We start from the raw sequence: 21,338 nt of genomic DNA, 5'->3' as shown, positions 1-21,338 counted from the left end.
GCAGTCTTCTGTAATTAGATAATTTCGTTCTCTGATAAGCTAACAAGTATTTTCGTCATGTTTGTTTTCGTAATTCTGCCGACCACTTCAAAGCCTTTATCCGTATCTTTTATAACAGGAAGTGCATCTATTTGCTTTTCAATCAAGTGCTTGGCCACATCCATAATAAAATCTTCTTTGCGGCAAACGGTAATGTTCGGCATTCTTGTCATAATAATATGGACAGGTATAGATGGAAGCTCTTGTTTCCCAATACTTGCTCGAAGGAGGTCTTTTCTTGATAACACGCCTGTTAAAATAGAGTGATCGTCCACAACGAATAATGTGCCCACATCCTCTAAAAACATCGTACAAATCGCATCATAAACCGAAACATTCTCGTGTATCACGACCGGAATGGACTGAAAATCTTTCACTTGAAGTTTTTTCAGCTTATCTGCCAGAAGCTGCGTGCCTGTTTTGCCTGTAAAAAAGTAGCCGACCCTTGGTCTTGCTTCTAAAAAGCCAGACATCGTTAAAATGGCTAAATCCGGTCTGAGGGTAGCCCTTGTTAAGTTCAGCCGATCGGCGATATGCTCTCCAGTGATCGGACCATTCTCTTTGACAATCTGTAAAATCTGCTCTTGCCGTTTATTTAACTCGATTGTACTCACCACCTTTAAATAGAGAGAGCGAATCCTTACTTTATGTATATCAATTTCATAACTCATCATATTATAGCGCATCTTCGTCCGAATGAAACAAAAATCCACTCAAAAACCGTGAATTAAATGAGTAAAAAACGATTGCCCTTCGAAAAAGGCAACCGTTCTTAGGTATTTATTTTACAATTAAATTGTTCATATTCGCAAATGATTGAATGACTTTTGCAAGTTTGACCATTTGTGCCAAACGATTTTGTTTCAGTTTTTCATCATCGGCATGAACCATTGTATGGTCGAAATAATGAACAATTGGTGCCTTTAACGTATCTAACGCTTCAAGTGCTGAATGGTACTGTCCACTTGCCATATGCTCGTTGACGGCTTTTTCCGCTTGCTGATACGCTTCAAATAGCTTTTGTTCGTGTTCATTTTCAAACAGTTCAGGCTGAATCTGTGCGTCTTCCCCTTTTTTACTGATTGAAATGACGCGGCCTAGTGCCTCAGCCGTTTCTTTGAAACTTTCCTGTTTCACGCTCTCCTCAAGAACAGCTGCTTTTTTCACAACTGCATATGGTTCAATATTTTCAACATCAAGGACTGCTTCCACCACGTCATGACGGATATGTTCTGCTTGGAGAACATATTTCAAACGGTGTGTTAAAAATTCAATGAGAGCCGCTTCATGTTTTGTCTCTACTTGAGCTAGTGCTAAAAGCTCTTTAAATGAAAGATTCCATTGGCGGTCAAGCAGGATTTGAACGATACCGCTCGCTTGTCTTCTTAATCCATAAGGATCTTGAGAGCCCGTTGGAATGACATCAATTGAGAAGAATGAACAAATAGAATCTAGCTTATCCGCCACTGCAACAATCGCCCCAATAAGTGTTGACGGCGCATCGTCACCGGCAAAACGCGGCATATAGTGCTCGTTGATACTCTTTGCCACTTCTTCATGCTCGCCAAGTGCTCTAGCATATTTTTCACCCATGATTCCTTGCAGTTCTGGGAATTCATAGACCATCTGAGTCACAAGATCAAATTTAGAAATACTGGCTGCTCTTGCAGCGCGTTTAGACGTTTCTTCATCTGCTCCCACATGACTAGCAAGGCGGACGGCAATGTCTGTTACTCTTTTCAGCTTGTCGCCAATCGTGCCAAGTTTCTCATGGAATACGACTTTATCAAGCTTTTGAATGTTGTCTTCAATGACGAGTTTTTCGTCTTCTTTATAGAAAAATGCCGCATCTGATAAACGTGCACGAAGAACCTTTTCGTTCCCTCTTGCCACATTTTCAAGTGCCTCACTGTTTCCATTTCTGACCGTAATAAAGTGCGGCAGTAATTCCCCTTGTTCATTTTTCACTGGGAAATAACGCTGATGCTCTTTCATTGTCGTGACAAGCACTTCTTCTGGCAGCGCAAGAAATTCTTCTTCAAAAGAACCAAATAGAACGGTTGGATATTCAACGAGATCGTTCACTTCTTCTAGAAGCTCAGGATCAACTGGAATGACCCAGCCTTTTTCGGAAGAAAGCGCATGTAATTGCTCAGTAATTAATTGTTTTCTTTTATCTGAATCTACAATGACAAATTGATCTCTTAATGTTTGCTCATAAGAAGCTGGTGTGTCAATGCTGGCTGTCGTCCCTAGGAAACGATGTCCTCTAGTCTCCCGTCCGCTTTTCACTCCTGCAATTTCGACAGGAATGATCTCTTGACCAAATAAACAAACAATCCATTTAATTGGACGGATATAGCGTAAATCCTCGCTTCCCCATCTCATGTTCTTTGGAAAACTCAATGAAGCGGCAATGTCACCCAATGCTGGAAGAAGGTCTTTGACTTGTTTTCCTTCTTGAAACTTTTGGACATGGACATAATCCACACCTTTGATGTCTTTGAAATAAAGATCATCTGTTGAAGCGCCTTGTCCGCGGGCAAAACCTTCGGCAGCTTTTGTCCAATTGCCTTCAGCATCTTGAGCAATCTTTTTAGCCGGTCCTTTTGCTTCTTCTTTGATGTCCTCTTGTTTTTCTGCAACACCTTTAACGAGTACAGCTAGACGTCTTGGTGAATTAAATAAAGCAACGTCTTCGAATGAAATATTTTGCGCTATGAACCAAGCTTTTACTTTGTCACCTAGCTGCTTTGTGCTTTCTGGCATGAAACGAGCCGGCATCTCTTCTAAGCCGATTTCAAGTAATACATCTTGTTTATTCATGAGAAGCCGCCTCCTCTTTTAGCATAGGGAATCCTAGTTTTTCTCGTTCTTCGTAATATGTTTTGGCTACTTTTCTCGCTAACTGACGTACTCTTCCGATATAACCTGTTCGCTCAGTCACAGAAATCGCGCCTTTGGCATCAAGCAGGTTAAAGGTGTGAGAACATTTGAGTACATAATCATATGCCGGGTGAACAAGTCCTTTGTCCATTTGGCTATGTGCTTCTTTTTCATATGTTGTAAATAAATCGAACAGCATATCCGTATTAGATGTTTCAAACGTATACACAGAATGCTCGTATTCAGCCATTAAGAATAAATCTCTTACAGTAAAGCCATCTGTCCATTCAAGGTCAAACACATTTTCTTTGTCCTGAATGTAAGAAGCAAGGCGCTCAATTCCGTATGTGATTTCAACAGAAACTGGCTTACATTCTAAACCGCCGACTTGCTGGAAATACGTAAATTGCGTAATTTCCATTCCATCAAGCCAAACTTCCCAGCCAAGTCCTGCGCAGCCAAGAGATGGGTTTTCCCAGTTGTCTTCAACAAAACGAATATCATGTTTCAGCGGGTCAATGCCAAGCGCCTTCAATGATTCTAGATACAGTTCTTGAATATTGTCAGGTGATGGCTTAATGATCACTTGAAATTGATGATGTTGATACAATCTGTTTGGGTTTTCTCCATATCTGCCGTCAGCCGGGCGTCTTGAAGGTTCTACATAAGCTACCTTCCATGGCTCTGGCCCAATGCTTCTGAGGAACGTGTATGGACTCATCGTTCCAGCACCTTTTTCTGTGTCATATGCCTGCATTAATACGCAGCCTTCATTTGACCAATGCTTTTGCAGTGTCAAAATCATGTCTTGAATATTCAATGATCGCACCTCCATCTTTTTTACACCATCCGCTATGTATGGCGGTGGGGCCTAGAACCTTTTTGCAAAACACAAAAACTCCCGTCTCTATGCTCACAAGGTTCCTTGCAAACATAGGGACGAGAGTTTTTCCCGCGGTTCCACCCTATTTGCTGGTGTCGTAGCACCCAGCCGCTTTGTTTTACGTTGCTCAAGAATGCCTTTCGTTACGTGTCCATCCTTAGCTCACACCGCCCTAAGGTCGCTTTTATGGCTGATACGTAAGTACTTCTTTCTGTCAATGCAACATATTTGATCTTAGATGATCTTACAAAAAGTCACGAGAGATGTCAACTTTTGTTTTCACCGTCCATTAGCTTTTTCATGGATTCCATTTGATTCATGAATTTTTTTGATTTTAAATAAAGACCTGAATACTCTTCATAATAATGATCGAGCACTTGACGAATTTCTTGTTTCGTCTGTGGTTTCACGTCAACCTGACCAAGCCTTGATAAATCAAAATAATGAAACAAACGGAGCAGTCTTGCTGCTGCTGGGGATAAGGGCAGTTTATATGGATCTTTAGAAAAGCATTGCCTACAGATGAATCCGTTATCTCTAATTGAGAAATGGAACTGCCCTTCTTTTTGACCGCAGTGTACACATTGGTCCAGTTCAGGCTTCAACCCCATCACTGACAGCATTTTAACCTCTACGATAAATAAAATAATATCAGCATCTGTGCCTTCATTGAGATGGCGTAAAGATTGAAGAAGAAATTCAAACAAGTAAGGGTTTGGCTTCTTTTCTTCTGTTCCTTTATCAAGTAATTCTGTCATATATGCGGCATATGCAGTCAGAAATAAATCTTCCCGAATGGTTCGCATGCTTTCCATCATTTCACCTTGCTGGAGCGTTCCAAGTCCTGTTGATGATTGGATCAGGAAGGTTCCGTATAAAAACGGCTGGCTTATGGCTGACAGGCGGCTGTTCGATTTCTTAGCGCCTCTTGCCATCACACCAATTTTCCCATGTTCTCTAGTGAGCAGCGTGACAATTTTGTTTGTTTCGCCATAATCTGTTGTTCTAAGGACGATTCCTTCACTTTTAATGAGCATTTGTCTACACTCCGAGCATTGGAGGGGGTCAAGAATTATAAGATTGGAAAATCAAGTCGTGCTATTTCTTCTTCAAGTACATCGGGTCTTTCCAGGTTCTCCTTTTCTAACTCTTTGAAAAGCAGATACGTGTCAACGCTTCCTGTTTGTGAAAATACGTTCCATGTAAAATTCAACATAAAAACCCCACCTTTCTTTATTAGAAGCAGCAACGCTACATCCAACATATTAATTTTATCTTGACCAGGCTACCTCCATTTCATGATAAACAATTTTTACTAATCGAACCGCACCATTGTCAGATCTACTAACAACTGTATCGGTTTTTAATATTCGTCTTCTCTAAATCCGAAATCACGAAGATGTGTGGATTTATTACGCCAGTCCTTCTGCACTTTTACCCAAAGCTCTAAATACACCTTTGAGCCTAAAAGTGCTTCAATGTCTCTGCGCGCTTTTTGTCCCACTTCTTTTAATAAGCTGCCGCGCTTACCAATCACAATCCCTTTTTGTGAATCACGTTCTACGACGATGGTCGCTGCAACATGAATCTTGCCGTTTTCATCTGGCTTGATCGATTCAATTGCAACCGCAATACTGTGAGGGATCTCTTCTCTCGTTAAATGCAGCACTTTTTCACGAATTAATTCAGAAATAATAAATCGCTCTGGGTGATCTGTTACTTGATCTGCCGGATAAAATTGAGGGCCTTCTGGAAGATAACCTTCAATTTGCTGAAGAAGCGTATCAATGTTGTTGCCTTCAAGTGCTGAAATTGGCACAATTTCCTTAAATGGGTAACGTGTGCGGTATTCATCAATTAAAAGGAACAGTTCATCCGGATGAATTTGGTCAATTTTATTGACGACAAGGAACACCGGTGTCGATGTTTGCTTTAGTCGTTCAATGATGAATTCATCACCTTTGCCATAGCCTTCCTGTGCGTTGATCATAAACAAGATCAGGTCGACTTCCTTGAGTGTATTTTGAGCCACCCTCATCATAAAATCGCCAAGTTTGTGCTTCGGTTTATGAATTCCTGGTGTATCGATAAAAATCGTTTGTGACGTGTTCGTTGTCAGAACACCCTGCACTTTGTTTCGAGTCGTTTGGGGCTTATCACTCATAATCGCAATCTTTTGTCCAATCACACGATTAAGAAAGGTCGATTTCCCTACATTTGGTCTTCCAATAATTGATACAAATCCTGATTTGAAGCTTTCGTTAGTCATTTAAATCCTCCGGTGAAAATGCGCCTGGCAATAGTTCGTTTACTGTCGTTTCGTATATATGTCCTTTTAAGTTCGTTAGAATCACTGGCATATCAGGTGCACATAGCTCTGAAATGACCTGTCTGCATGCGCCGCATGGTGAAACAGGCCGATCTGTATCAGCCACTACTGCAAGCATTTGAAAAGATGTGATGCCCTCTGAGTAAGCTTTAAAAAGTGCTGTTCTTTCCGCACAATTACACATACCATATGCTGCATTTTCAATATTGCAGCCGCCATACACTTTTCCGTCATGCGATAATAATGCTGCACCGACTTTGAATTTAGAATAGGGTACATATGCAAAATCTCTTGCTTTGACTGCTTCTGAAATCAACTCTTGTTTGTTCATTCTAGTTCCCACTTTCAGAAGAAATGGTACCACTGTCACATTTATATTTTACATAATTCACGTGACATTTTCACGCCCATTTCTAAAAATGTTAATAAATAGTAATATTGTTCTATTGCATGATCTTCGGTAAGAAGATGATCAACCCAATCATAACCGAAATGGCGGCGTAAACGCAAACAGCGCCTGCTGCGGCGTCCTTCGCTCTCTCAGCAAGAGGATGCTTCTCTTCTGTGAAAAGATCTACTGTATGTTCAATCGCTGTATTCACAAGTTCTAACGCAAACATCCCGCCGCATAAAAGCAGAATGATCATCCATTCAACCGGATGAATGTGAAACCAAAAGCCGCAAATCACCACGATGATGGCTGCGACTGTGTGGAATCGAAAATTCCGTTCATTCAAGAAAGTTCGCCATATTCCTCTAAATGCATAATAAAAACTCCGAAAAAAACGGACAAGCGGCGTTCGCTTCTTACGATGATCTCGAAAGGCCATAATCATCCAAAATTTTTGTCTGTTTGGCGAACATTTCTTTTTCATCTTCTTCTGTCATATGATCATAGCCAAGCAAATGAAGAAAACCATGAATCGTTAAAAATCCTAGCTCTCTCATGAAGGAATGTCCATATTCCTCTGCTTGCTCTTTCGTTCGATCAACACTAATGATAATGTCACCAAGTACAGGCGGAATGTCATCAGCTCCAATGATTTCAATTTCCCCTTCGCCTTCTTCCTCAAGGGCAAATGAAATTACATCTGTTGGTGCATCTTTTCCTCGGTATTCTTTATTAATTTGATGTATTTCTTCATTTGAAACGATCGATACTGATACTTCCGCTTGATCTTTTACCTCAAGGGCATCCGCAGCAAATTGAAGAAGCTTTTCCACTTCTTCAAGCTGCTCTTTCGATACTTGTCCGGTTTCATCTATTAAATCGATTAACAATGTCATTTACTTCACCTTCTGCTTCGGGGCATCTGGATATTCAATCCGAGAATGGAAAATCCCCTTTAATGTTGTACAAATTGTTTGGCTAATAATATTTAATTCTTTAAATGTCAGATCACATTCACTAAATTGCCCATCCTGCATCTTATCTGAAATAATGCCTTTGACAAGCTTTTCAATCCGCTCAGGGTTTGGATTATGCATCGAACGAACCGCCGCTTCCACGCTGTCAGCCACAGAAATAATGGCCGCTTCTTTCGATTGCGGTTTTGGACCAGGATAACGAAATTCTTCTTCTGTCACCTGATCATCCCGTTCTTTTGCCTTATAGTAAAAGAATTTCAGCAGGGACTTTCCGTGATGCTGTTCTGCAATGTCCACAAGTTCCTCTGGAAACTTCTTTTCTCTCAGCATTTCAGCACCATCTGTCGTATGGGCAATAATAATATTCTTGCTCAGCTGAGGAGAAAGCTTGTCGTGCGGATTATCAATGTTCATTTGGTTTTCAATAAAGTATTGTGGTCTTTTCGTTTTTCCAATGTCATGATAATAAGCTCCAACCCTTGCTAACAATCCATTTGCACCGACTGCTTCACATGCAGCATCCGCTAAATTCGCCACCATGACACTATGATGATATGTACCTGGCGTCTCTGTTAAGATCTTTTTCAGCAGCGGATGATTCGGGTTCGATAATTCAATAAGCTTCATGGTCGAAAGAATGCCAAACATGCTCTCAAAGACTGGCATTAACCCAATAACCAAAATAGCCGATGCAAACCCTGACACAATCGCCATGATGAGGTTCACACCTATTTCAAGCCCTGATGGAGAAGAATTTTGAATCAGCATAATGGACAGCACAACAAGTACATTCACCAAAGCTACCCAAAGCCCCGCCTGCAAAATTTTTGATCTCGCATTATGTTTTCTCAAAAATAAAATCCCCGCCATCCCGCTTATTAAATAATAAGCACAGATGACATAGTTAAAGACGCCTGTTACTCCTTGATTAAACATCATACTGCCGCAAAGGGCAAATACAAGGCCGGAGAAGATCGCCAGCCGCTCATTGATCAGCAGCTTAATCAGCATCGTGCCAAGTGCCACAGGCACGACGTAGCCGATGGTTGTATATTTGGTTTCCTGGAAGAGACTGAATACTTCCATGATGATTAAAATAATGGTGAAAATAAGCGAGTACAGCAGTAACGATTTATTCTTATGGACGAGCGACTTTTTCCTCGATTCCAGTGAGTGGACAATCGCCGCTAAGAAGAGACCAATTAAGATGATAAGACCGCTTACAGGCTTAAACAAATTGGAGCTGTTTAAAAGGCCGGTCAGTTCTAATTTGCGATACACTTCGCGGTCAATGAGCTCTCCTTCTTCCACTAAAATTTGCCCTTGCTTAATTTGAACCGGCTGAATATTATCAGCTGCTTCTTGTCTTTTCTTCTCTGTTGCGACCGGGTCAAATACATAGTTTGGAATAATCGCAAATTCACCAATTTCTTTCGCTGCATTTAAATATTTTGACGGAATCGAATTGTTTTCAAGCTCTGCTTTCACTTGTTTTTTCTCATCTTGCAGCTTAGAAGCTGTGATTTCTTTACTCATGAGAGAATTGACCACTGTGATGATGGAGTCCTTTGTAAAAGAAAGGTTTTCGTCGCTTGCTTGGAGCAGTGCTTTAATCGATTGATCCGAAACAGCTTCCTGCATATCGGTTGTGAGTTTCTCTTTTACACGCTTCGCCATCTCTTGATCTGTTGGCGGGTTCTCTTTGTCATCAGCTGCTGCTTTCTTCTCTTCTTTAATGGCTTCAAAGAGGGATGAAATGAGGTCAACACGATTATCAGAATATGCTTTTTTGAGTGTATATTGGTCTTCCACTTGATCCGTTGCTTCTTGTTTCTTTTCTTCTGTTGCTTCTTGGTCATCAACGGTAGACGGAGAATAGATGGTCTGTTCGCTCACTGAAAACAAATCTAGGTCGAGCGATTCAGGTTTTACATGGAAGAAGAGCACCACAAACATGATGGCCGCTAAACCAGCGTATAGCAGTACGTTTAAATAGCGTGAGCGCTCCATTTTCTGAGGTTCTTTTTTAGACAGCAGCCTTTTGCGCTTACTGCCTTTCTGATTCTTTCTCAAGGAAAGTACCTCCTTTTTTACTTTAAACCACGATCGAAACAAAATGACCCGATTAAGGCGATCGGGTCACTCAGTTCATTTTTGCTTTTCGTATGCTCCAATGATCTTCGCCACAAGCGGGTGTCTGACCACATCTGTCTGATCTAATTCAATGAATGAGATACCCTTGATCTCAGCAAGCATGTCCTTTGCAGCTGCAAGGCCTGACTGCATACCTTTAGGCAAATCAATTTGTGTAATATCTCCTGTAATGACCATTTTAGAACCAAAGCCTAGTCTCGTCAAAAACATTTTCATTTGAGCTGGCGTTGTATTCTGCGCTTCATCTAAAATCACAAATGCATCATCAAGCGTCCGCCCTCTCATATAGGCAAGAGGGGCAATTTCAATCACTCCGCGCTCAATTAAACGTTCCGTATGATCACTACCAAGCACATCGTGCAAAGCATCATATAGCGGTCTTAAATAAGGATCGACTTTTTCTTTTAAATCTCCTGGCAAAAAGCCAAGACTTTCTCCTGCTTCAACAGCTGGCCTTGTCAGGATAATCCGTTTGACATGTCCATTTTTCAGGGCATGTACGGCGTTGACCACTGCCAAATACGTTTTACCTGTACCAGCAGGTCCAATCCCAAAGACCAGATCATCTTTTTTCATTGCCGCAGCATATTCACGCTGGCCGATCGTTTTGACTCTGATCGACTTTCCTTTGGCATTTTTCGTAATTTCATCTTCATACATATTTTCAAAATAATTGAGCTTGTCTTTTTGCGCCATTTTAATGGCATAGACGACATCCCGTTCAGAAATCTCAATTCCTTTACGAATGAGATGTAAGAGAGATGTAATCAAACGGCTCACAGTATCTCTTGATGCTTCCTGACCAGAAACATACACTTTCTCTCCACGTGTGATAATGGAGACATTCAGCTCGTTTTCCATCAGTTTCAGATAAGCATCTTGATTGCCAAATAAAGCAATGGCTTCGTTTGGGCTATCCAATTTTTGTTGAATCTCAAGTAAATGTTCTGTCATTCTCTAGTCTCCCTGAACAATAGGTGTTGGTTGAACAATATCTTCTATTACTTGGTAAAGGATGATTAACTTAACTTTACCATTCCCTGTTGTCTCGTGCAAAACTTTTTCACTTTTCACCTCACCTGTTTGACCTAGCTTTTCTTCTAATTCTTTTTTACCCATTTTAATCCCTGCTTGAACCGCTTCTTTATTTGTGTATTCTCGATTTATTTTTTCACTTTCTCGTGTGATTTCCTTTTCATAGGAGAACGGCAATTGCATATTCAAAAAATGAAGCGGGTGAACTTCTGTTTCTGTTTTCGGCTGCTGAAAATCATCTTTTTTAAAGGAAAATCCCCAAAATGGGATGGAGCCTCCAAACAAGGAGAGCTTGTGCTTTGTCTTCATTTTACCCGTAAAGACATCAAAAGATGTTCGGAGAGGGACAGAAACTTCAGATCGGTACCATGTTTCACCATAGATTTTCGCTTTAGCTCCGACCGTTTTTTTCTGATCTTCACTCCCAATTAAACCTGAGACGAGCATCTGCCCTTTTTTCACATGCTCATCGACCTGGGCAAGCGGTTCCCCCTTTTCTACATACATTCTCGTGATGACCGCCTTTTTCTTGGCAACGATGTGCTGAGGACTTGTATATTTCTCCTTTTCAGGTTCATTTTTTTCGACCACTTTCATTTGAAACGTCGTTCCGTTCAGTTCAACTCCGACCCATGTAATGCTCTGAATATTGGTCGTCAATGATTTTTGTATTTTTTCAGGGGTCCCCATGAGAAACTGAAACCGCCCTTTTTGTACCCCTATTTCGTCCAGATGCTTTCTCATTTGGTGTTCTGTTTCTGGATTCGCACCTTTAATCTCAATTTTCCACACCATATTTGAAAGAGCCAATATCGTCACTAGGAAAAAAGCCATCCCGAGGGTGAAGCCAATATTTCTTCTCGACCATAGAAGAAGAAACGGGAACCCTTTCTTTTGATGAAACGAACATTTCACCTCATGATGTCTGCGCACTTTTCTAAAGGCATGTACATCTGAGAGGCGAATAAATAAGCGCACGCTGTCTTGACGGCGGCTCACTTGAAAAATTGTGATCCCCTGTCTCGTGCACTCATTGATCAGCCGCTCAATACCGCTTCCTCTTATCTCCACTTCCACTCTGCCAATAAAATAGGCAAACCATTTGTTCTTCACGTTTCTCCCCTCCGTCAGTTAAGAATCAATATAACGGACCTCATCGATTTTCCCCTCTAATAAGATCTCTTCTGGCAAAATCGTTTTAATCACAAAGTCTTTTCCTGAAATAATGCACTGTCCTTGCTTGAGCATCAGCCTTACCTCTTGATCACTGAAAAGTAAAAGCCCTTTATGGTTCTCTATGTAAATATGGAGTCTGCCAACCATCGTAATACGGGGAAGATCCATCATCACGTCCGGAGGGATTTCAAGTGTTCTTGTCAGCCATGCTTTAAGTTGATTTTTTCTTTTTCCCATTCAATAAGAACCCCTTCCCACCTCATGTGTATGAGATCAAACTGAAAGATGGTGAGACTGATGAGAAAGTCTCTATATCATCCTATTCCTCAGCGGTTCATATCATGCTAATGAATCCCGTAAAACAGCCGTTTCATCATTTTGACTAAGAAAAGTCTCCATTACACAACAAAAAAGCCCCCTTAAGGATGAGGGGGCTTACTTCTTTATCTTTTATATGGTCGTTTCATCGTTCGATGCGGCTTTTTCGCACGAGGCTCTCCAAATACTTCACCAAGGATCATCCCTTGAACGACCGTATCTTGGTTGAGTTTCTCAATCATTTTCGGCTTCATTCCAACAGATGCTGCCTTTGGCCTTGTAAGTTCTCTTTCAAGCGATTGAAACTCTTTATTCAGCTCGCTTTTTCTTTCTTCCATTTCGGCAAGTGTAGCTGTATAACGATCCTGTAAGGACTGTGAACCTTGTTTCTTCATCCCGCCATGATCATGTACATCGCCAAAATCGTCCAACTGGTCTGTTTTGACCGGGGCTGCTCGTGTTTGTTCTGCCTTCTTTTGAGGAGCCGGCTTTTGCTGCCGGTTATTTTGTTCCTTCTCCTCTTGTTTGCCGATTTTCCCAAAGACCGCAGAGATAATACCGATGATAATCGCTATTAGTAACGGATTTTCAAATAGAATGTCCAATGGGCTCCCTCCTTAAAGCGTGAGAGGATGCTTATTTGTTTTCATTATCAGATGGACCTTTTGTCATTTTGCCAAATGAATCTCTCATATCCGTATCAGCATCGATATTCTTAATGTTCATGTAGTCCATAACTCCAATATTACCTTCACGTAGTGCTTCGGCCATTGCAAGTGGTACTTCAGCCTCTGCTTCTACTACTTTCGCGCGCATTTCTTCAACTCTCGCACGCATTTCTTGTTCTTGTGCAACAGCCATCGCGCGGCGTTCTTCTGCTTTCGCCTGTGCAATGTTTTTGTCGGCTTCTGCTTGGTCTGTCTGCAGGATCGCCCCGATATTCTTACCGATATCAACATCTGCGATATCAATCGAGAGAATTTCAAATGCTGTACCTGAATCTAATCCTTTACCAAGAACCGTTTGAGAAATCATATCAGGATTTTCAAGAACCTTTTTATGATTATCTGATGAACCGATTGTCGAAACAATCCCTTCACCTACACGAGCAATGATCGTTTCTTCCCCTGCACCACCGACAAGTCTGTCAATGTTTGCACGAACTGTAATACGTGCTTTTGCTTTTACTTCAATCCCGTCCATCGCAACACCTGAGATAAATGGTGTTTCAATGACTTTAGGGTTTACACTCATTTGGACAGCTTCAAGTACGTCACGGCCTGCTAGGTCGATTGCCGCACAGCGAGCAAAGTTCAATTCGATATTCGCACGCTGAGCTGCGATCAGTGCGTTGACAACTCGGTCTACGTTACCACCTGCAAGATAGTGGCTTTCTAATTGGTTAATCGTCGCATCAAGACCTGCTTTATGCGCTTTGATGAGCGGGTTGACCACTCGGTTTGGAATCACTCGGCGAAGCCTCATTCCTACAAGTGTAAAAATGCTCACTCTTACGCCAGCCGCTAGGGCAGAAATCCACAGCATCACCGGTACAAAGGTGAAGAAGATCGATAGAACGATCAAACCTGCTGCGATAATCACAAATAATAGTAAAGTAGATGGATCCATTTTATTCCTCCTATAAAATCAGTATATCTATACTTTCCTCACGACAATGCGTGAGCCTTCCGCTTTCACAATTTTTACTTGTTCATCCTTATCGATAAAAGCACCTTCTGACACAACATCAATGCGCTCGTCACCGAATACAATCGTACCAGATGGACGAAGTGCTGTTGCTGTCACTGCGATTTGTCCTACAAGATCATCTCTTGTTTCATTTGAGACATAACCACTTTCTTTATTGGTTGAATCGGTTAAAATGAACTTTTTAAAAAATTTCATACGTTTCCCCAACACCTTTGTCAATAAAATAACTGCTATGATTGAAACAGCAGTGGCAATCAAGATGGAAATCGCCATTTCTGTAAAGCTTCCAGCTGCTAAAAATAAGCTGACAACGACACAGATTAGTCCAATGACACCCACGATTCCCCCTGGCAAAAATAATTCCAGAATGATCAACACAATCCCTGCCAAAAACAGGAACAATGTCTCATATCCTGCAAAACCTGCCACGAGATGACCATAAAAGAATAGAAGAAGCGCTGTGACTCCCATGGTGCCTGGGACCCCAAAGCCGGGAGAATATAATTCAACAATTAACCCTAAGCTCGCGATGGATAAAAGGATAGGAATGACGATCGGATGCGTGAGAAAACGCGCAACCTTTTCAGCAAAGCTCACTTCATCGTATTGAACAGAAGCATCTGCTAAGTTCAGCTTCTGAAGCAAGTCATCCAAATTTTTCGCTTCTCCTTCTGCATAACCGAACTGAAGTGCCCGATCTGTGTTAAAGGTCAGCAATTCTCCTTTTGGTGCACCAGCTTCTTTTGCGTCTATATCTACATCTGCCATCGCAAGAGCATATTTTGGATCACGCCCCTGCTTTTCAGCAGCGTCACTCATTTCAGCAAGCCATAGAGATTCAGATTTTTGATCGGCAGCGTTGCCTTCACCATCAATAATCGCAGCAGCCCCCATCTTTCCATTTGGGGTCATATAAATTTGATCGGCATTTAAGGCAATGAATGCCCCGGCTGAAAGCGCTCTATGATTCACAAACGCTGTCACTGGGATATCGGATGCACGAATGGTATCGGCTATTTCAAGCGCCGCATCGACTGCACCACCTGGTGTATTGATGTCGAGAATGATGTGCTTCGCCCGTTCCGACTTTGCCTGCTCAAATGATCGTTCAATGAATTTAGAAAGTCCTTTTTCTACTGTATCTTCAATTGGGATAACATGAACTTTCTGATCTGCTGATTTCGCGGTCAATTGAACCCCTAATAACAAGCATATTATAAAACAACTGAAGAGAGCAATAGAAATTTTCATTTTTTTCATCTATTTGGTGATCCCCCCTCTCTTTCTTTCATTTTACCGTTCCTTTACATACGTTACAAATGTATCATAGGTTTCATTTTTATATGACAGGTTTATGGAGGCATAAAAAAAGTACCCTTCTAACATGAGAAGGATACTTTTTTATTGAGACAGTTGCTCGCTGACAAGTCTGTTAATCACAGCACCATCAGCTTTACCTTTTACTTTTGGCATAATAGCGCTCATCACTTTACCCATATCAGCTTTCGATGAAGCACCGGTTTCGGCGATTGTTTCTTTCACAACCGCCTGCAGTTCTTCTTCAGAAAGCTGTTCAGGTAAATAAACGTCTAAAATGTCAATCTCTTTTTGAACTTTATCTACTAAATCTAAGCGATTAGCTTTCGAAAATTCATGGAGGGAGTCTTTACGTTGCTTAATCTCGCGGGAAAGGACGGTTAGTTCCTCATCTCCGGTCAAACTGTCTTTCTTAAGCTTTATTGCTTCATTTTGCAGTGAAGCCTTTACCATACGAATGACAAGAAGCTTGTCTTTCTCTCGGTTTTTCATAAAAAGCTTCATATCAGAATTTAATTGCTCAAGAAGACTCATAAAATCCACCCTCTTTAGAATTTACGTTTTCTAGCAGCTTCAGACTTTTTCTTACGCTTTACGCTAGGCTTTTCATAAAATTCACGCTTTCTTGCTTCTTGCAATGTTCCAGTTTTGGATACACTGCGTTTAAAGCGACGAAGAGCATCTTCAAGCGATTCGTTTTTTCTAACGACCGTTTTTGACATTCTCTTTCCCTCCCTCCGAATACACCAATCGACTGCATTAAAAAAAGATATACATGCAAAACATGTACCTAGACATTATAATATAAGCCTAGGTTGAGGTCAACTAAGTGATTTGGAAATATATTTTCGTCATGAGCAGGTAGACAAGTCCATATATTCATTGGTAAGAGGAGGACTTTTCTATGATGGCGATCATTTATTTTTGTGCACTTATTTTCATTTTTTTATGGGCAATGGGTTTGCTTAGGAAAGGATTAATGACGCTCACGTCGTCTCGTATTGAGAAATCTCTTCTTCTCTTTACAGATCATCCAGTCAAAGCATTCTTGGTCAGTATTGTGTTTACAGGGGTTCTTCAAAGCAGTTCGGCGTTTATGGTCATCGTTATCGGCTTTGTGAGTACAGGCATTCTCACGTTTAAAAAATCCATACCCATGATTCTTGGAACGAATATCGGCTCAACATTTACGACAGAATTTATTGCCATTAAGATGGACGTGTTTATGTGGGTTCTGATTGCAGCTGGTCTTTTATGTATCATTTTGGGCAGGAAGTCTTTTCGATATGCAGGAAAAAGTTTATTTGGGCTTGGCATGATCTTTTTTTGCATTCAAGGTTTTTCAAAAATTGCAGGTATGATGACCAGTCAGCCAGAGACACTGCACTTCCTTGAAATGATGCAGCACTCCGATTGGACAGCTCTTCTCTCTGGTACAGTGCTCACGGCGATTGTTCATTCAAGCTCCGTATGTATCGGTATTTTGATGGGATTTATGAATGAAGGGACTGTCGCTCTAAAAGAAGGCATCAGCTTTGTTTTAGGGTCCAATATCGGAACATGTATTACTGCCGTGATGGCTGCTATCTCTGGCGGTTATGCAGCACGCCAAACCGCGTATGCACACGTTGTGTTTAATGTTCTAGGTGTTCTTTTATGTCTTCCTTTTCTCGCCTTTATCACAGAGTTTGTTGCGCTTCTCGCAAGCTCTCCTGCCCAGCAGATTGCGCACTTTAGTCTGCTGTTTAATGTTGCAAGTTCTCTCCTCTTTTTCCCGTTCATCCGCTCTTTTCACGCCTTGATTTTGTTCCTTCTTCCGAATCGGTCAACATAAAAGAAACCGGCTTGCCTAATGGCTGCCGGTTTTTCATTCATTATGAGGTCATTCTCACTTGATCCGTCTGCACGTCATCACTTATACGGACGAATTGTCCTTCGTTATAAGGATAACCTGCTTTCGTAATCTTCACTTTCACCAAACGGCCGATCATGTCTTCTGTTCCTTCAAATACGACCTTCATGTAGTTATCAGTATATCCTACATACAGATTGTGCGTTCCGTCTTGTTCTTTGAAGGATTCTTCTGGAATAATCTCTAAGACATCGCCTTCATATGCCGATGCATATTCTTTCGCAAGCTGATCAGAAAGAGCAATGAGGCGGTGAACGCGTTCGTTTTTCACATTCTCATCTACTTGATCTTCCATCCTTGCAGCAGGCGTACCTGTCCGTTTGCTGTAAGGGAACACATGGAGCTCAGAGAATTGATGGTCTTTGACAAAATTGTATGTTTCCATAAATTCTTCTTCTGTTTCTCCTGGGAATCCAACGATCACATCTGAAGTGACAGCAAGACCTGGCAATGCTTTTTTGAGCTTCGTTAAACGCTCTGCAAAGAATTCCATTGTGTATTTACGGCGCATTCTTTTCAGTACAGTATTAGAACCAGATTGAAGCGGAATGTGCAAGTGTCTCACAATTTTATCTGACTGATCGAGCACTTCAATCACTTCGTCTGTAATTTGACTTGCTTCAATGGATGAAATGCGGATTCGTTTTAATCCCGCCACACGTTCATCTAATTCTTTCAGAAGCTTAGCAAAGTTATAATCCTTTAAATCTTCACCGTATCCACCTGTATGAATACCTGTTAATACAATTTCTTTGTAGCCAGCATCGACAAGCTGCTGCGCTTGATTGATGACTTCTTCTGGATCGCGAGAACGCAGTAATCCGCGAGCCCAAGGGATAATGCAGAATGTACAGAAATTGTTACAGCCTTCTTGGATTTTTAATGAAGCACGTGTTCTGTCAGTAAACGCAGGAACATCTAGTTCTTCAAAGACCCGTGCTTTCATGATATTGCCAACTCCATTGATCGGCTGTCTTTCTCTTCTGTATTCTTCAATATAACCAAGCAGTTTATGTCTGTCTTGTGTGCCAACCACAATATCAACACCAGGAATCGCCATAATTTCTGCCGGAGACGTTTGTGCGTAACAGCCTGTTACACAAATGACACCATCCGGATTATGACGAATGGCTCTTCTAATGACTTGGCGGCTTTTTTTATCGCCTGTATTGGTGACGGTACATGTATTAATGACATATACGTCTGCTTTTGATTCATAATCTTTTCTTTCATAGCCAGCTTCTTTAAACAGTTGCCAGATGGCTTCTGTTTCGTAGTGATTGACCTTACAGCCAAGTGTATGGAACGCTACTGTTCCCATCATGATTCACCTCTTAATAACTCTGTTTGATAAGATATAGCAGAAAGCGCGTAAAGAGGAGCTGTTTCTGTTCTTAAAATGCGTGGTCCAAGCCCGCAAATGACTGCACCATGCGCTTCAAGTTCTTCAATCTCCTTTTCTGCTAAACCGCCTTCTGGACCAAAAACCACTAATAAGGTTTGTCCGCCCTTCATCTGTTGGAGCACCGTTTGAAACCGGCTTTGCTCGCCTTCTTTCGATGATTCTTCGTATGCAACGACACATTTATCGAATTCACCGGCCAGTTGAATCAGCTCTTTAAATGTTGATACTGGATGAACGCGCGGAATGATATTCCGGTAAGACTGCTCGGCAGCTTCTTTCGCAATTTTTTCCCAGCGATCTCGTTTTTTTAATGACTTTTTTTGGTCAAGTTTTGTAATCGAACGAGTCGCTTGAAACGGAATAAAAGCACTTGCGCCAAGCTCGGTGCCTTTTTGGATAATCCATTCAAGCTTATCCCCTTTTGGCAGACCGCTTGCAATCGTCACCTTGATCGGAAGTTCTCGATTCTGATTTGTCCAGCCTTCCAAGTGACAAATCACTTCTTCCTTTGTTATTGTATCAATTTTACTGAGCGCTTCAAAGCCGTCTGTCGTTAAGCAAAGGATGTCTTCTCCTGCTTTCATCCGCATGACGTTTGCAAGGTGATGAACATCTTCACCCTTTATGACGATGTTTCCCTTTTCCGTCACTTCTTCTTTTGTGAGGTCGATAAAATATCGTTGCATACGTGTCCTGACACCTACTCGCTTTATTTTTTCGCTATAATGCTGACCCAATCTTCCATTGACAGCACTTCAACAATCTCAAAACCGGCTTCTTCTAAAGCCGTTTTGACTTGTAATTTCTTTTGTCCGATAATGCCTGATGTAATAAAGTAACCGTCTTTCTTCAATAGATCATACGCTTGATCTGTAAAGCGCAAGATGACCTCTGCAAGGATGTTGGCCACAATCACATCGCGTTCACCTGAAATCCCATCAAGTAAATTGTTTTGTTTTACCGTTACTTGGTCGCTCACACCATTTAATTCGATGTTCTGCTTTGCACTTTCCACTGCAACGGTGTCGAGATCAAATGCATGAATGTCTTTTGCACCGAGCATTGCAGCGGCAACACTTAAAATGCCAGATCCTGTTCCAACGTCAATCACCGTGTCGTTTTCCTTCACATAGCGCTCAAGCGCCTGAATGCAAAGAACCGTTGTTGGATGTGTACCGGTTCCAAATGCCATTCCAGGGTCCATTTCGATGATCAATTCATCAGAATGAACGGGTGTGTACTCTTCCCATGTTGGGACGATGGTAAATTTCTCAGAGATTTTCACAGGATGATAGTATTTCTTCCATGCAGTCGCCCATTCTTCTTCGTTTACTTCACAAATTGACAGTGTATTTCGTCCAAGGTCAATATCGTATAGAAGAAGATTGTTGATGGCTTCTTTGATCTCATCTACCGTTTCCATCAAAAAGCTATTCATCGGAAGGTAGGCTTTGACGATAACCCCTTCCTCAGGATAATCATTCGGATCGAGCTGGTAGATCTCACCGTATACATTTTCACGTTCCTTGACTAAATCAAGCGGGTCCTCAATCACGACACCACTTGCACCTGCTTCATGCAAAATATTGGTGATCGGTTCCACCGCTTCATTTGTTGTATGGACGCTAATTTCTGACCACTTCAATACTACCAACTCCTTATCCGTCTTACTCGCCTTTAAATGCGCGTTTCACCTTATCGAAAAAGCTCATTTCTTGTTCGTCCGGTTTATTTCCGCTCACTTCAGCAAATTTTCTAATGATATCTTTTTGATTTTCAGTTAAATTCGTCGGTGTTACGACGCGTACAACGATATGCTGATCGCCTTGACCATAACCGCGTACATTTTTTACACCTTTTCCTTTGAGTCTAAACTTCGTACCCGTTTGTGTGCCCGCGGGAACTTTTAATTTGACTTTCCCATGTAATGTCGGCACTTCAATTTCATCACCTAGTGCAGCCTGCGCAAAGGTAAGCGGCATTTCGCAGTAGATGTCATCTCCATCTCGTTCGAAGAATTCATGCGCCCTCACATGGAAAACAACAAATAGATCGCCTGGAGGTCCTCCATTTACACCTGGTTCACCTTGACCAGATACTCTAAGCTGCTGACCATCGTCCACACCTGCTGGGATCGTCACATTGATTTTCTTACGCTTACGCACTTTACCAGATCCACCACATGTTGAACACTTATGTTCAATTTGTTTACCAGTTCCGCTACAGTAGTTACATACTCTGCGGTTGACTACTTTACCAAATGGCGTGGATTGCTCGACATTTAGTTGACCTGATCCGCCACAATGTGAGCATGTCTTCGCCTGTGTTCCAGGTTTTGCACCTGATCCATGACACGTTTCACATGATTCCTCGCGGGGAATCTCGATCGTTGCTTCTTTCCCAAATGCCGCTTCTTCAAATGAAAGGGTCATTGTATATTGAAGGTCCGCTCCTTGACGCGGTGCATTTGGATCTCTTCTTCTGGCTCCGCCGCCAAAAATACTAGAGAAGATGTCATCAAAGCCGCCGAAGCCGCCAAAGTCTCCTCCACCGCCAAATCCGCCGCCACCAAATCCTTGGTTTGGATCGGTGTGACCGAACTGGTCATAATGTGAACGTTTTTGATCGTCAGAAAGGGTTTCATAGGCTTCTTTTACTTCTTTGAATTTATCATCTGAGCCAGCTTCTTTATTAATATCAGGGTGATACTTTTTTGAAAGCTTGCGGTATGCCTTTTTGATTTCGTCCTTTGAGGCGCTCTTACTCACGCCAAGCACTTCATAGTAATCACGCTTACTCATCTCTT

The 21,338-nt window shown here is 41.7% G+C and carries 23 protein-coding genes; 1 reads left to right on the top strand and 22 read right to left on the bottom strand.

Features of this window, described 5'->3' with window-relative positions; all coding sequences use genetic code 11:
- Window positions 1-14: 14 nt before the first annotated feature.
- From ccpN to rpsU, 18 genes are all read right to left on the bottom strand, one after another.
- Entirely contained in the window at window positions 15-653 is a 639-nt protein-coding gene (gene ccpN / locus ES896_RS08170) for a transcriptional regulator CcpN (protein ID WP_024423017.1), read from the bottom strand.
- A 166-nt stretch (window positions 654-819) separates the two neighbouring features.
- Window positions 820-2,865, bottom strand: coding sequence for a glycine--tRNA ligase subunit beta (glyS, locus tag ES896_RS08165; protein WP_135226691.1), 2,046 nt, complete (start codon window positions 2,863-2,865; stop codon window positions 820-822).
- The gene (gene glyQ, locus ES896_RS08160; RefSeq protein ID WP_003217487.1) at window positions 2,858-3,745 is read right to left on the bottom strand and encodes a glycine--tRNA ligase subunit alpha; all 888 of its coding nucleotides are present in this window, start codon (window positions 3,743-3,745) and stop codon (window positions 2,858-2,860) included. Before glyQ ends, glyS begins: the two co-directional genes overlap by 8 nt.
- A gap of 329 nt (window positions 3,746-4,074) precedes the next feature.
- Window positions 4,075-4,845: a DNA repair protein RecO gene (gene recO, locus ES896_RS08155; RefSeq protein ID WP_135226690.1), complete on the bottom strand. Its 771-nt coding sequence runs from the start codon at window positions 4,843-4,845 to the stop codon at window positions 4,075-4,077.
- Window positions 4,846-4,880: 35 nt separating this feature from the next.
- Entirely contained in the window at window positions 4,881-5,024 is a 144-nt protein-coding gene (locus ES896_RS08150) for a YqzL family protein (RefSeq protein ID WP_008342408.1), read from the bottom strand.
- Between the two features lie 147 nt (window positions 5,025-5,171).
- A complete protein-coding gene (gene era, locus ES896_RS08145; RefSeq protein WP_007501305.1) occupies window positions 5,172-6,077 on the bottom strand; it encodes a GTPase Era in 906 nt (301 codons plus the stop codon).
- Window positions 6,070-6,468 (bottom strand): cytidine deaminase, encoded by a 399-nt coding sequence (locus ES896_RS08140; protein WP_008342410.1) that lies wholly within the window; start codon window positions 6,466-6,468, stop codon window positions 6,070-6,072. The genes era and ES896_RS08140 overlap by 8 nt, the downstream gene beginning before the upstream one ends.
- Before the next feature lie 112 nt (window positions 6,469-6,580).
- Window positions 6,581-6,967, bottom strand: a complete 387-nt coding sequence (locus ES896_RS08135) for a diacylglycerol kinase family protein (protein WP_008342413.1) — start codon at window positions 6,965-6,967, stop codon at window positions 6,581-6,583.
- Window positions 6,945-7,424 (bottom strand): rRNA maturation RNase YbeY, encoded by a 480-nt coding sequence (ybeY, locus tag ES896_RS08130; RefSeq protein WP_007501310.1) that lies wholly within the window; start codon window positions 7,422-7,424, stop codon window positions 6,945-6,947. The genes ES896_RS08135 and ybeY overlap by 23 nt, the downstream gene beginning before the upstream one ends.
- Complete coding sequence (locus ES896_RS08125) at window positions 7,425-9,539, bottom strand: HD family phosphohydrolase (RefSeq protein WP_481747310.1); 2,115 nt, start codon at window positions 9,537-9,539, stop codon at window positions 7,425-7,427.
- A gap of 114 nt (window positions 9,540-9,653) precedes the next feature.
- A complete protein-coding gene (locus tag ES896_RS08120; RefSeq protein ID WP_008342419.1) occupies window positions 9,654-10,613 on the bottom strand; it encodes a PhoH family protein in 960 nt (319 codons plus the stop codon).
- A 3-nt stretch (window positions 10,614-10,616) separates the two neighbouring features.
- Complete coding sequence (yqfD, locus tag ES896_RS08115) at window positions 10,617-11,807, bottom strand: sporulation protein YqfD (protein ID WP_041090989.1); 1,191 nt, start codon at window positions 11,805-11,807, stop codon at window positions 10,617-10,619.
- An 18-nt stretch (window positions 11,808-11,825) separates the two neighbouring features.
- On the bottom strand, window positions 11,826-12,107 hold the full coding sequence (yqfC, locus tag ES896_RS08110) for a sporulation protein YqfC (RefSeq protein WP_003217398.1): 282 nt from the start codon (window positions 12,105-12,107) through the stop codon (window positions 11,826-11,828).
- A 206-nt stretch (window positions 12,108-12,313) separates the two neighbouring features.
- Window positions 12,314-12,793 (bottom strand): hypothetical protein, encoded by a 480-nt coding sequence (locus ES896_RS08105; RefSeq protein ID WP_052320623.1) that lies wholly within the window; start codon window positions 12,791-12,793, stop codon window positions 12,314-12,316.
- A 31-nt stretch (window positions 12,794-12,824) separates the two neighbouring features.
- Window positions 12,825-13,817: a flotillin-like protein FloA gene (floA, locus tag ES896_RS08100; RefSeq protein WP_007501317.1), complete on the bottom strand. Its 993-nt coding sequence runs from the start codon at window positions 13,815-13,817 to the stop codon at window positions 12,825-12,827.
- 27 nt (window positions 13,818-13,844) lie between these two features.
- Window positions 13,845-15,158, bottom strand: coding sequence for an NfeD family protein (locus tag ES896_RS08095; protein ID WP_017358017.1), 1,314 nt, complete (start codon window positions 15,156-15,158; stop codon window positions 13,845-13,847).
- A 141-nt stretch (window positions 15,159-15,299) separates the two neighbouring features.
- A complete protein-coding gene (locus ES896_RS08090) occupies window positions 15,300-15,749 on the bottom strand; it encodes a GatB/YqeY domain-containing protein (RefSeq protein ID WP_017358018.1) in 450 nt (149 codons plus the stop codon).
- 14 nt (window positions 15,750-15,763) lie between these two features.
- Window positions 15,764-15,937: a 30S ribosomal protein S21 gene (rpsU, locus tag ES896_RS08085; protein ID WP_003152957.1), complete on the bottom strand. Its 174-nt coding sequence runs from the start codon at window positions 15,935-15,937 to the stop codon at window positions 15,764-15,766.
- A 182-nt stretch (window positions 15,938-16,119) separates the two neighbouring features.
- Between rpsU and ES896_RS08080 the strand changes: the two genes are divergently transcribed.
- Complete coding sequence (locus ES896_RS08080; protein ID WP_135226688.1) at window positions 16,120-17,049, top strand: Na/Pi symporter; 930 nt, start codon at window positions 16,120-16,122, stop codon at window positions 17,047-17,049.
- A 40-nt stretch (window positions 17,050-17,089) separates the two neighbouring features.
- Here the strand turns inward: ES896_RS08080 and mtaB are convergent, their stop codons facing one another.
- Genes mtaB through dnaJ form a run of 4 tightly spaced genes read right to left on the bottom strand, consistent with a single transcriptional unit; the run spans window position 17,090 to window position 21,333 of the window.
- Window positions 17,090-18,448, bottom strand: coding sequence for a tRNA (N(6)-L-threonylcarbamoyladenosine(37)-C(2))-methylthiotransferase MtaB (gene mtaB, locus ES896_RS08075; protein ID WP_017367626.1), 1,359 nt, complete (start codon window positions 18,446-18,448; stop codon window positions 17,090-17,092).
- Window positions 18,448-19,218, bottom strand: a complete 771-nt coding sequence (locus ES896_RS08070; RefSeq protein ID WP_035390848.1) for a 16S rRNA (uracil(1498)-N(3))-methyltransferase — start codon at window positions 19,216-19,218, stop codon at window positions 18,448-18,450. The genes mtaB and ES896_RS08070 overlap by 1 nt, the downstream gene beginning before the upstream one ends.
- A gap of 23 nt (window positions 19,219-19,241) precedes the next feature.
- Window positions 19,242-20,177 carry a 50S ribosomal protein L11 methyltransferase gene (prmA, locus tag ES896_RS08065; protein ID WP_019743216.1) on the bottom strand — a complete coding sequence of 312 codons (936 nt, stop codon included), beginning with the start codon at window positions 20,175-20,177 and terminating at the stop codon, window positions 19,242-19,244.
- 22 nt (window positions 20,178-20,199) lie between these two features.
- The gene (gene dnaJ / locus ES896_RS08060) at window positions 20,200-21,333 is read right to left on the bottom strand and encodes a molecular chaperone DnaJ (protein WP_008342467.1); all 1,134 of its coding nucleotides are present in this window, start codon (window positions 21,331-21,333) and stop codon (window positions 20,200-20,202) included.
- Between the last annotated feature and the right edge of the window lie 5 nt (window positions 21,334-21,338).

The organism is Bacillus sp. 005/A4HT-01/001 (assembly GCF_004634445.1).
Taxonomy (GTDB): Bacteria; Bacillota; Bacilli; order Bacillales; family Bacillaceae; genus Bacillus; species Bacillus altitudinis.
Note: the sequence above shows the minus strand (reverse complement) of the source record. Positions and strands in the feature narration are given on the sequence as shown.